At 59.2% G+C, this 11,338-nt stretch carries 14 protein-coding genes; 11 read left to right on the top strand and 3 right to left on the bottom strand.

Going from position 1 to position 11,338, the window contains the following annotated elements:
- The 7 genes from GA0061101_RS22850 to derI all read left to right on the top strand — a co-directional run.
- On the top strand, window positions 1-600 hold a 600-nt coding region (locus GA0061101_RS22850), incomplete at its 5' end, for a transposase (RefSeq protein WP_141694114.1).
- A gap of 266 nt (window positions 601-866) precedes the next feature.
- Window positions 867-2,378 carry a glycerol-3-phosphate dehydrogenase gene (locus GA0061101_RS22845; protein ID WP_092575014.1) on the top strand — a complete coding sequence of 504 codons (1,512 nt, stop codon included), beginning with the start codon at window positions 867-869 and terminating at the stop codon, window positions 2,376-2,378.
- 31 nt (window positions 2,379-2,409) lie between these two features.
- Window positions 2,410-3,342: a TIM barrel protein gene (locus tag GA0061101_RS22840; protein ID WP_092575013.1), complete on the top strand. Its 933-nt coding sequence runs from the start codon at window positions 2,410-2,412 to the stop codon at window positions 3,340-3,342.
- A 127-nt stretch (window positions 3,343-3,469) separates the two neighbouring features.
- The gene (locus GA0061101_RS22835; protein WP_092575011.1) at window positions 3,470-4,408 is read left to right on the top strand and encodes a sugar-binding transcriptional regulator; all 939 of its coding nucleotides are present in this window, start codon (window positions 3,470-3,472) and stop codon (window positions 4,406-4,408) included.
- Between the two features lie 119 nt (window positions 4,409-4,527).
- Window positions 4,528-5,304, top strand: coding sequence for a DeoR/GlpR family DNA-binding transcription regulator (locus GA0061101_RS22830; RefSeq protein ID WP_092575010.1), 777 nt, complete (start codon window positions 4,528-4,530; stop codon window positions 5,302-5,304).
- Window positions 5,301-6,071 carry a triose-phosphate isomerase gene (locus GA0061101_RS22825; RefSeq protein ID WP_092575009.1) on the top strand — a complete coding sequence of 257 codons (771 nt, stop codon included), beginning with the start codon at window positions 5,301-5,303 and terminating at the stop codon, window positions 6,069-6,071. The genes GA0061101_RS22830 and GA0061101_RS22825 overlap by 4 nt, the downstream gene beginning before the upstream one ends.
- 11 nt (window positions 6,072-6,082) lie before the next feature.
- The gene (gene derI, locus GA0061101_RS22820) at window positions 6,083-6,538 is read left to right on the top strand and encodes a D-erythrulose-4-phosphate isomerase (RefSeq protein WP_037199693.1); all 456 of its coding nucleotides are present in this window, start codon (window positions 6,083-6,085) and stop codon (window positions 6,536-6,538) included.
- Between the two features lie 87 nt (window positions 6,539-6,625).
- Here the strand turns inward: derI and GA0061101_RS22815 are convergent, their stop codons facing one another.
- Both GA0061101_RS22815 and GA0061101_RS22810 read right to left on the bottom strand, forming a co-directional pair.
- The gene (locus tag GA0061101_RS22815; protein ID WP_092575007.1) at window positions 6,626-7,495 is read right to left on the bottom strand and encodes a glycerophosphodiester phosphodiesterase family protein; all 870 of its coding nucleotides are present in this window, start codon (window positions 7,493-7,495) and stop codon (window positions 6,626-6,628) included.
- Between the two features lie 320 nt (window positions 7,496-7,815).
- Window positions 7,816-8,271, bottom strand: a complete 456-nt coding sequence (locus tag GA0061101_RS22810) for an Rrf2 family transcriptional regulator (RefSeq protein ID WP_092575034.1) — start codon at window positions 8,269-8,271, stop codon at window positions 7,816-7,818.
- A 135-nt stretch (window positions 8,272-8,406) separates the two neighbouring features.
- Between GA0061101_RS22810 and GA0061101_RS22805 the strand changes: the two genes are divergently transcribed.
- Window positions 8,407-9,369: an NAD(P)/FAD-dependent oxidoreductase gene (locus tag GA0061101_RS22805; RefSeq protein WP_092575006.1), complete on the top strand. Its 963-nt coding sequence runs from the start codon at window positions 8,407-8,409 to the stop codon at window positions 9,367-9,369.
- Between the two features lie 112 nt (window positions 9,370-9,481).
- Entirely contained in the window at window positions 9,482-9,832 is a 351-nt protein-coding gene (locus GA0061101_RS40925) for a class I SAM-dependent methyltransferase (RefSeq protein ID WP_342587927.1), read from the top strand.
- Between the two features lie 278 nt (window positions 9,833-10,110).
- Here GA0061101_RS40925 and GA0061101_RS22795 read toward each other — a convergent pair whose 3' ends face one another.
- The gene (locus GA0061101_RS22795) at window positions 10,111-10,368 is read right to left on the bottom strand and encodes a helix-turn-helix domain-containing protein (protein ID WP_092575004.1); all 258 of its coding nucleotides are present in this window, start codon (window positions 10,366-10,368) and stop codon (window positions 10,111-10,113) included.
- A 128-nt stretch (window positions 10,369-10,496) separates the two neighbouring features.
- Between GA0061101_RS22795 and GA0061101_RS22790 the strand changes: the two genes are divergently transcribed.
- Window positions 10,497-10,994 (top strand): helix-turn-helix domain-containing protein, encoded by a 498-nt coding sequence (locus tag GA0061101_RS22790; protein ID WP_245297546.1) that lies wholly within the window; start codon window positions 10,497-10,499, stop codon window positions 10,992-10,994.
- Between the two features lie 17 nt (window positions 10,995-11,011).
- A complete protein-coding gene (locus tag GA0061101_RS22785; protein WP_425350007.1) occupies window positions 11,012-11,224 on the top strand; it encodes a hypothetical protein in 213 nt (70 codons plus the stop codon).
- The last annotated feature ends 114 nt before the right edge of the window (window positions 11,225-11,338 follow it).

Genomic DNA, 11,338 nt, shown 5'->3' with positions numbered 1-11,338 from the left:
ACGGCACAGCTGAAGAAGCTCGGCGATCTGTTCGGCAAGGCCGGCCGCATTCAGCTGGCGCAGGTCAACGTCTCAGAGATCGACCGCGTCCAGATCGATCGTGGCCTCGACTTCATCGGCGACATTGACGTGCGCATCAAGCAGTCGGACGCAACGATCCGGACGATGACCAAGGCCAATGCCAATGTGAAGGTGTTGAAGACAATCCCCGGCATTGGCGAGTTCTTCGCCCGGCTGATCGACGCGGAGATTGACGATATATCCCGCTTCCGTAACCCGAAGAAGCTTGCCGCCTATGCCGGGCTTGTGCCGTCGACCTATTCGAGCGGCGGCAAGACCTTCCACGGCAAGATCATCAAGCAGGGCAACAAGTGGCTGCGCTGGGCCTTCGTGGAAGCGGTTTCTCCCGCCATCGCTACAGATGCGCAGCTTCGAACCCAATACGACCACCTGAAGATCAAAGGAACCAACAAGGCGCGCGTGGCGATTGCGCGCAAGCTTTTGACGATCGCCTTCCAGATCCTGCGTGACCAGCGCGCTTACGAGCCGCGCGGCACCAGCACCACGGAAGGCGCGTCGACGATATCCCGGTTGTCCTGATGTCGTGCTAGCGAGCCCGGCAGGACTGGGCTGCGCTCTTCAAGGAGAATGGGAAACCGGGAGCCGAACGCCACTCTGTGACCGAAGCCGAGAGGCATCAGGATCACGAATTGGAGCATGGTTCGAGAACCGAAGGACATCTTTGTCCTGCGGAAGATAGACCTTTAGCCGATCGGCGAAAATGCCGGTCAAATAACAAATGAACCCAAGGAAAAGCCTGCAAATGCTGGTGTTTTGCCCCTTGTGTTCTTTCATTGGAGCATGACATGACTGAACCCGAAATCTTGGATCTCTTTGTGATCGGCGGCGGCATCAATGGTGCCGGCATTGCCCGCGACGCAGCCGGCCGGGGTCTCTCGGTCATGATGTGCGAGAAAGGCGATCTGGCGGAGGGAACATCCTCGCGGTCCGGCAAACTGGTGCATGGCGGTCTGCGCTATCTCGAATACTACGAATTCCGTCTGGTGCGCGAAGCGCTGATCGAACGCGAAGTGCTCCTGAATTCGGCAAGCCACATTATCTGGCCGATGCGCTTCGTGCTGCCGCATAGCCCAACGGATCGTCCCGCCTGGCTCGTTCGCCTCGGTCTTTTCCTCTACGACCATCTCGGTGGCCGCAAGAGGTTGCCGGGTACGCGCTCGCTCGATCTGCATCGCGATCCCGAGGGCGCACCTATCCTCGACCAGTATTCCAAGGGATTCGAATATTCCGACTGTTGGGTTGATGACGCGCGGCTTGTCGTCCTCAATGCGCTCGATGCAGCTTCCAAGGGCGCGCAGATCCTGACGCGCACGGCCTGTATCAGCGCCCGGCGCGATAAGGGTGGCTGGATTGTCCAGACGCGCGACCAGCGCTCCGGCGAAGTGCGCACGGTGCGCGCCAAGGTTCTGGTGAATGCATCAGGCCCATGGGTCAACGACATCATCAACCGTGTTGCCGGCTCCAACAGCCGCCGCAGCGTCCGCCTCGTCAAGGGCAGCCATATCATCGTTCCGAAGTTCTGGAGCGGGCAGCAGGCCTATCTGGTGCAGAACCACGACAAGCGTGTGATCTTCATCAACCCCTACGAAGGCGACAAGGCGCTGATCGGCACGACCGACATCCCCTACGAGGGCAAGCCGGAGGAGGTGAAGGCCGATGAGACGGAAATCGACTATCTGATCGCCGCCGTAAACCGCTACTTCAAGGAAAAGCTGCGTCGTTCCGATGTGATCGAATGCTTCTCCGGCGTCCGGCCGCTGTTCGACGACGGCAAGGGCAATCCTTCGGCCGTAACACGCGACTATGTCTTCGATCTCGACGAGACCGGCGGCGCGCCGCTTCTCAACGTTTTCGGCGGCAAGATCACGACGTTCCGCAAGCTCTCGGAGCACGCCATGCAGAAGCTTGCCAAGTTCTTCCCCAAGATGGGCAGCGACTGGACGCGTGACGCCAAGCTTCCGGGCGGCGATATCCCGAATGCCGATTATGTCGCTTTCGCCGATTCTCTGCGTTCGGCCTATCCCTGGATGCCGCGCGCGCTCGTGAACCATTACGGCCATCTCTATGGTGCGCGGACCAAGCAGATCGTCGGGGGTGCTACGTCTCTTGCCGGGCTCGGACGCCATTTCGGCGGCAATCTCTATGAGGCCGAGGCCCGCTATCTGGCGGCGTCGGAATGGGCGCAGAAGGCGGAAGATGTGCTCATGCGCCGCACCAAGGAAGGGCTGCGCATGACGGCTGAAGAGAAGGTGGCGTTCTCCGCCTGGTTCGACGCCGAACTGGCGCTGGCCGCCTGAACCATTCGATCACTGCCGGGAACCGATATCCATGCCCTTGACCCTTTCACTCAACACCAACCCGCTGGTAAACCGCTTCGCCGAGCCGGCTGACCTGATCGAAACGGTCGCGCGCGACCTGCGCATCCGCGATCTGCAGCTGACGCACGAGTTCATCAATCCGAGTTGGCAGGCCCCCGTCATCCGCCGCCTGACGCGCGATATGCAGGCCGCGTTGAAGCGCACCGGCGTTCGTGTGACCTCGGGCATGACCGGCCCATACGGTCGCCTCAACCATTTCGGCCATCCGGATAAGGATGTCCGGCGCTATTATGTCGATTGGTTCAAGACCTTTGCCGACATCACCGCCGATCTCGGCGGCCATTCCGTCGGCACGCAATTTGCTATCTTCTCCTATAAGGACTACGACGATGCGGTCCGGCGCGAGGAGCTGATCAAGATTGCGATCGATTGCTGGGGTGAGGTCGCGGAGCATGCCCGCGCGGCAGGTCTTTCCTATGTATTCTGGGAGCCGATGAGCATCGGCCGCGAATTCGGCGAGACCATCGAGGCATCTCTTGCGCTGCAAGACCGCTTGACGAAGGCGCGGCTTGCCGTGCCGATGTGGATGATGGCCGATATCGATCATGGCGATGTCACCTCGGCCAATCCCGACGACTATGATCCCTATGCCTGGGCGCGCGCCATCCCCAAGGTTTCTCCGATCATCCATATCAAGCAGAGCCTGATGGACAAGGGCGGCCACCGGCCCTTTACTGCGGAGTTCAACGCCAAGGGCCGCATCCAGCCGGCGCCCTTGCTTGAGGCTTTTTCAGAAGGTGGTGCCAAGGACAACGAGATCTGCCTGGAGCTGTCATTCAAGGAGCGTGAGCCCAACGATCGCCAGGTTATCTCGCAGATTGCCGAAAGCGTCGCCTTCTGGGCACCTCATATCGACACGGGCGTTGGCGACTTGCATATCTAGCCGCGGAAACAGCTGAATCTTGATTCTGCAGCCAAATCTGCCACGAGGCGATGTTAGAGGCGTTAAATCGAGATCGGAAAACGAACAGGCGGACCTATATGCGTGATGAAGTAGGGAGGAGCGGCCGATGACGGATGCCGACGCTTCGCTGGCCGTGCGGGCGGCCTGGTTGCACTATGCCGGAGGATTGACGCAGTCCGAGGTGGCCAAGCGCCTTGGCGTGCCCTCGGTCAAGGCGCATCGACTGATCGCGCGGGCGGTTGCCGACGGCGTGGTGAAAGTAACGATCGATGGCGACATCGTCGAATGTGTGGAGCTTGAAACGAAGCTCGCGGCACGCTTTGGCCTGCAATATTGTGAGGTTACCCCCGATCTCGGCGAGGAGGGATTCGCGTTCCGCGCTCTGGGCCAGGCCGGCGCCGGCTTCCTGCGTCGTGAAATCGAGAGCGGCAACAACAAGGTCATTGGCCTCGGCCATGGGCGCACGCTCTCGTCCGCGGTTCACCACATGTCTCGCGTCAGCGCCAAGGATCTGCGCTTCGTCTCGCTGCTCGGCGGACTGACCAGAAACTATGCCGCCAACCCCTATGACGTGATGCATCGCATCGCCGAAAAGACCGGCATGCAGGCACATGTGATGCCGGTGCCGTTTTTCGCCAATACGCGCGAGGATCGGGATGTGCTGCTGGCCCAGCGCGGCGTCAAGGAAGTGTTCGACCTGGCAAACGGCGCCGAGCTGAAGCTCGTCGGCTTGGGCACGGTCGATACCAATGCACAACTCGTGCTCTCGGGCATGGTGGAGCCGCACGAGATCAAGGAGGTCACGGCTGCCGGCGGTGTCGGCGAAATTCTCGGTCACTTCTTTGATGCGGACGGCAATATTCTCGAGACGACGTTGACGGCGCGCACGCTGTCGGCATCGCTGCCGCGTTCGAAGAAAGAGCGGCTGGTGGCGCTTTCGGGCGGTCTGCCCAAAGTCGAGGCCATCCGGGCAGTTCTGAAGAGCCGCTGTCTATTCGGTCTGATCACCGATGAGAGGACAGCACAGGCGCTATTGAAGGATTAGCCCTGGCTCACGCCGAGCGAAACACAAGATCGCATCAACATAACATAAAGAATGTTGAATTGTTAGATTTTAATGTTATATTCTGTTTGGTTCCATCCGAGTGAAAGCCGGAGTGTAAGGTGAAGCGGGAAGAGCGTCAGCAATCGATCATCAATCTGCTCGTCGAGCAAAAGACCGTCGATCTCGACGATCTGGCTGATCGCTTTACCGTGTCCAAGATGACCATTCATCGCGATCTCGATGATCTCGAGCAGTCAGGCGTGCTGCGCAAGGTTCGCGGTGGTGCCACGATCGATGCCGGCACCCAGTTCGAAAGCGATTTCCGTTTCCGCGAGCGCCAGGGGCACGAAGAAAAGCTCAGCATGGCGCGCTGCGCGCTCGGTCTGGTCGAGCCCGGAATGACCGTTATGGTCAATGACGGATCGATGGCGGCCGTCCTCGGCGAGATGCTGCTGCAGAAGCGGCCATTGACGCTAATCACCAACAATGCCGCGATCATAGACCGCCTGAAAAGCGAAAGCGGCATCACGCTGATCGCGCTTGGTGGCATCTATTCCGCGAAATTCAACGCCTTTTTGGGCGTTGTCACCGAGGAGGCGCTGTCCCGGCTGAGAGCTGACATCGCATTCCTTTCGACTCCAGCCATATCAGGCAGGCTTGCCTACCACATGGACGATAATGTCGTGCGCACGAAACGGGCCATGATCGCTTCGGCTGCCAAAAGCTGCCTACTCGTCAGCCATCAGCGCATGGGGCATACGGCTCTGCACGTGATGGCCGATCTTGCCGATTTCGACGCCGTGATCACCGATCGCACTCCCGATGCCGCAATTCTCGAGCAGTTCCGCCGAGACGGCATCACCCTCACCATTGCTGCTACCCAGGATATGACATGACAGATACGCCTCGCTATTGGATCGGCACGAGTTGGAAAATGAACAAGACGCTGGCGGATGCGCGCGCCTTTGCCGAAGCCTTGCGTGCCGCCGATGCGCTGAGAGATCCGCGCATCCAGCGCTTCGTCATCCCGCCATTCACTGCCGTGCGCGAGGTCAAGGCAATCCTGTCGGAGAGCTCCGTCAAGGTCGGCGCCCAGAACATGCATTGGGCCGACCAGGGTGCCTGGACGGGCGAAATCTCGCCGCTGATGCTCAGGGACTGCAATCTCGACATCGTCGAGCTCGGTCATTCCGAACGCCGCGAGCACTTCGGCGAGACCAACGGGACCGTCGGCCTGAAGACCGAGGCGGCCGTTCGCCACGGCCTGATCCCGCTCATCTGCATCGGCGAGACGCTGAGCGACCGCGAAAGCGGTCGCGCGACGGAGATCTTGAGCGAGCAGGTGGTCGGCGCACTTTCGAAGCTTGCAGCCACGCAGAAGCAGGCGCAGATTCTGCTGGCTTATGAGCCCGTTTGGGCGATCGGCGAAAAGGGAATTCCCGCCGAGCCGTCCTATGCCGATGCGCGCCAGGCCGAGATCATCGCCGTCGCGCAAAAGGTGCTCGGCCGAAAGATTCCATGCCTCTACGGCGGATCGGTCAATCCGCAAAATTGTGAAGAACTCATATCCTGCCCGAACGTAGACGGGCTTTTCATCGGGCGCTCCGCCTGGAACGTCGAAGGCTATCTCGACATCCTCGCCAAGTGCGCCGCCAAACTCTGAAGGAGTCGACAATGAAGCTTGCAATTGCTGGAGACAGCGCCGGCGAGGGCCTCGCCAAGGTTCTCGCCGATCATCTGAAGGACCGTTACGAGGTGAGCGAAGTGTCGCGCACGCAGGACGGCCCGGATGACTTCTATGCCAATCTCGCCGACCGCGTCGCTTCCGGCGTCCTCGACGGCACCTACGACAAGGCAATCCTCGTCTGCGGCACCGGCATCGGCGTCAGCATTTCCGCCAACAAGGTGCCGGGCATCCGCGCGGCCCTGACCCACGATACCTATTCGGCGGAACGCGCTGCGCTGTCGAACAACGCCCAGATCATCACCATGGGCGCCCGCGTCATCGGCACTGAACTGGCCAAGGCCATCGCCGACGCCTTCCTGGCGCAGACCTTCGACGAGAAGGGACGGTCAGCCGGAAACGTCAATGCCATCAACGAGGTCGACGCGAAGTACAACGCTCGCTAAGGCCTGTCTCCCAAGACGCAGCAAGCCCGGCTGATCCCTCTCGATCGGCCGGGCTTGTCTGTATCTGGCGGCAAGGTGACCGGGCGGTTATCTGGCGCGGCGGCCTGCCAGCCATTGCTTGAACTCGACATTGGTATCCGTCTGGATGGCGCCGACGCCGGCCTCGACAAGCGCGCCCCATACACTTTGCGGATCCTTGACGGCGCGGCTGTCGTTGAAATCGAGATTATGGGCGACGTCGAGCGTGTTGACCCACATCCGGATATTTTGACGCTCCAATTCCTCGCGGCCAGCCGCAAGATCGGCGATATCGGTGAATTTCACCTCGACCATCGGCGCGCGCAGCGGCTCGATCAGCCTCAGATCCTCGGCGAACTTGCCGGGCCTGGCGCGGAACATCGGCATATAGGGGACGGAGCCGAACCAATCGGCATCGAGCACCGGGAAGTTGCCGCTCTCCGGCTCGACATCGGACTTGATGATGACGTGACCTTCTGCACCTAGCCGCCGGACCGTTGCAATCACCAGCGGCAGTTCGCGTGGAAATTTCGTGTCGATATTGACGAAGACGCGCCCACGCGCCTCCTCGAGTGCTTCCTCCAGTGTCGGCATGCGCTCGTCGGTCAGTGGCGCCGTCTCGCCGCCTGCGCCTTCGCGAAGGCGTGCATCGCGCACCGTCGCGAAGGCGGTTGCGCCGACGACGCCCTTGCCCGATGTGGTGCGGTCAAGCGTTTTGTCGTGGATGACGACAAGTGTGCCATCGGCGGTAGCTTGAGTGTCGATTTCGACAAATTCGACGCCCAGCTCCGCGGCAGCGCGGATTGCCGCCAGCGAGTTTTCGGGCGCTGCCGTCCACAATCCACGATGCGCAATGGTAAGAACGTCCGGGTTGGCGCGCGACAGAAGCTCGTAAATATCGGCGGGGCGGGGCGAGAAGGAGGCAGTCTGGCTGGGCATGACGGTGGCTTTCCGTGGACTGAATGATTCTTCTGACACAATGCATGCGTTGATGTCGTCCAAGGAATGCAAACACCATTGGTTCTGGCGCCGACTCGATGCCCTTCGGCCGCGCCGGCACGCTAGTTATTAATACACATGAAGTGTAATAGTTGTGACGAGTCGGATAAAAAACGGCACACGGGCAGGGAAAATGACAAGATCGTGGTAAGGCACATTACTCATGGTGCTCGCTTGTACCGATAAGGACAGTACAGCGAATTTTTCGAAGCAAAATCGACGGTCGCCGGTTCAAATCCTGCCCCCGCAACTAAGGGCGATCATCGAGATGCGCATCGTTCGTGGCCATCATGTACGCCCGACACGTTCGGAGATCCCTTGACAACGTCAGCAAGCGTCATCCCTCCCAACCGCTTCCACAAGAGCTGCTCTGCCTCATTGAAGACCTCCTTCAGCGTCGCGTTAACCGCCTGTTCGATCAGGCACCCGGGCATGTCGTAGGCAGGTCCAACCGCGAAGATGGATGGTTCTCCGACTGCACGGTAGATGTCGAGAAGCGTAAGCTGCTTAAGAGGACGGGCCAATGTCCAGCCGCCTCCATGCCCCTTGACTGAGTTGACATAGCCTTCGTCGCGCAGCCCCGCCATGGTGCGCCGGATCACGACAGGGTTGGCGTCGAGCATCTGCGCGATCATCTCGGATGTCATCGCTCCATTGTGCTGCCCCATGTGGATCAGGACGTGCAACATGCGCGAAAGCCGGCTGTCTTGCCTCAAGTTCGTGTTCCTTTCCTCAACCGACACCCCCACAGCAATAGCACGATCGGAGGTCTCGACACAAACAGAGTGTCGTGAGTATTGACATTCTTCCATCATGACACTTACGTTGTTACGAGAAACAGGAGAATGTTCATGAGCGACACGACCTACGACGTCATCATCATCGGCGGGAGTTACGCGGGGCTATCGGCGGCGCTTCAACTTGGGCGCGCTCGTCGGAAAGTTCTCATTATCGACGAAGGTCTCAGGCGTAACCGGTTCGCCTCGCACTCGCATGGTTTCATCACGCAGGATGGCGTCGATCCTGCCGCTATTGCGGCCGAGGCCCGCGCTCAGGTGACGGAGTACCGAACGGTGGAATGGGTTTCGGGTCGTGCGGACGCCGCAAAGCGAAAAGTGGAGGTGTCTTCTGGGGTCGCCACCTTTGAAGTCGTGCTTGGAGAAGCCACTTACCTGTCTCGTCGCCTGATCCTGGCGCTGGGAGTGCGCGATATCCTCCCTGAGATCGAAGGGCTGAAGGAACGTTGGGGTAGAAGCGTGTTTCACTGCCCCTACTGCCATGGTTACGAACTGGACCAGGGCAAGATCGGCGTCATCGCGGGTTCTGAGCTTTCGATGCATCATGCGCTGATGCTTCCCGATTGGGGACCGACAACGTTCCTCCTCAACCAAGCCTTTGAACCGAATGCTGACCAGCTTCGAGCGCTCGCAGCCCGTGGTGTCGTCATCGAGCGTGTGCCCGTGGAGGCCATAAAAGGCCACGCCGATGTCCAGCTCGTCGATGGCCGGCTCCTTCCCTTTTCTGGCTTGTTCGCGCTTGCCCCTTTCGAAGTCTCGACGTCGATCCCGCAGCAGCTCGGCCTCGAAATGGAACAGGGGCCTCTTGGCTCCATCATTAAAACTGATGCGCAGAAGCAAACCAGCATGCCCGATGTCTTCGCATGCGGAGACTCTGCACGCCTAATGGCCTCAGTCGCGCTCGCTGTCGGTGATGGGAGCCTCGCAGGCGTTAGTGCCCACCGGTCATTGATGTTCGGAACTATCCCACATGAGTATGTTCGTGGGACCACAGGCCGGATATATCGAGGGCGCTAGACGTAACGTGCCTGGTCTGGACAGCCTCCATCGGATGACGGGCCTGCTCCTCGCAGAACACGTGCCAGTAAATGCATGCGTCCTTGTCGTCTGAGCAGGTGGCGACCTTGAACTGAAGGCGCTGGCGGAACAACATCCAGGTTGGTCTTTCGACGGTGTCAATCCTTCATCGGACATGCTTTTGCTTGCGAGGCAAACGACGGTTGCGGACGCGCACCGCATCGATCTTCACCAGGGCGACATCTGCGCTGCACCCGAAGGTCCGTTCGACGGCGCGGTCTGCCTCGTGGTATTCCACTACATCCCACTCAAAGAACGCGTCAGCACACGCCGTGGCATTTGCAGGCGCTTGCGTTCGGCCTCCCGAGGAAGAGGAGGCATGCTTGGAGGAAGCGGGCTTCACCGGGACTACGCAGTTCTACCAGGCGCTCAGCTTCCGAGGGGGATCGCCTACCGAGATTGATAAAATAGCAAAGCTGACCGGTTGGGGGAATGTTTGAGCTGGGGCGAACCAAGGTCTGCCTAAAAAGCTGCGCGTTCAAAAGCCGTCATTCCATCCAGGCCAAGCCGATGTCCGCTACTTGAGCAATTGAGAAGGAGGGCTGTTTGTAACAACAGAGTCGTTGGTTCCGGATCCTGTAAAGGCGAGCGAGTATCAGATTGGCATCAAAGCGAGATTGTTAGGGGAATGAAAAGGAGCTCAGCCGCCTTGCTAACACCGCAAGCTCGGGTGTGGCAGTGCTACGGACGTCGCCCCCGGCGCAGATTGGTGGGTGCCTTCTCGCCATCTGCGGGCTCAATTAGTAGCTCACAGACTTTACAGTCGAGCACGTTCGCGATCTTTCCTAAAGAATCTATCCCCAAATTTACCCGTTTACGCTCGAGTTGAGAAATCGACACGCGTTCCAGCCCAGCTTCAAGTGCAAGACGCTCCTGCGAGAGGCCCCGCTGGACACGAAGCTTGCGTACATTCCAGGCGAGGAGATCACGTGGCGTCATCGCCTCACATGATCATTGTGTTGTAGATAAAATAACTGGCTATTCTATACGAAAATTATTATCTTGCTGACGACGCGAGACCATCATGTCGTTCTTTAAAGTGAGAGCAATCAACGATGCATGATCGAATGGCAAAAGTTTGTATCGGTGCGGAACGGCGTTCGTCCTTCAGGGGTCCTGCTCCAGACACGCAATCGACCCATCCGATTGACCACCATGTGGGTCAAAAACTGCGGATCATCAGAATGCATTCAAACCTGTCCCAGACGGAGCTCGGTCAAAAGGTTAGCTTGATCCATCAGGAGATCGAGCTATACGAGAGCGGCGGGTGCCGCATGACTGCCTCTGTCCTCTATGAGTTAGCCAACAGCCTGAACGTTCCGTTTGCACACTTCTTAGAGGCTATACCGCTGGCTGAATCAGCATCGTTGGAGGGCGGCCTTTCCGAAATAGGCGAGCGTCTCCCTGACCTGCCGACGGGCGAGGGCCGGCGCTTCGTCAAGGAAATCGTGCGTCTCCCGCTGCGGCTCAGAACCCGCGCCTTTACCCGGATTAAGCTCGAGGCTGACGATGGCGACGATACAGCAGAGCAGCGAGGCCTCGGCGGCTTGGAAACGATTGATTGACAGTGAGGAAGCAAATCATGGGCACGGACTACATCGTGATTGAGGATTGGTACATCCTGACCGAAGCCGAAGCGATCGAGGTTGCAGTCGACCGGCATGGCGAAGATGAAACCACGTCGGTTGCCTATTGTGCGTTTGAGACCTGGGGCGATCGTAACGACCCCGAGTACCAATTTTGGTTCGGCCTGTTTCTCAAACTGGTACAGCAGAAGCATGTCGGCTGGGCTTAGAGATCAGGACGCCCGCTGCCGCTCCCGTTCACTAGACATGTCACGGACATCGCGCATCAACGCGACTTCTGCATTCCCTAGGCTTTACAACTGCTGCAAGAGAACGCCGGATTC

Origin of the sequence: Martinezella lusitana (assembly GCF_900094565.1) — a bacterium.
In the GTDB taxonomy this organism is placed as follows: Bacteria; Pseudomonadota; Alphaproteobacteria; order Rhizobiales; family Rhizobiaceae; genus Rhizobium; species Rhizobium lusitanum.
Note: the sequence above shows the minus strand (reverse complement) of the source record. Positions and strands in the feature narration are given on the sequence as shown.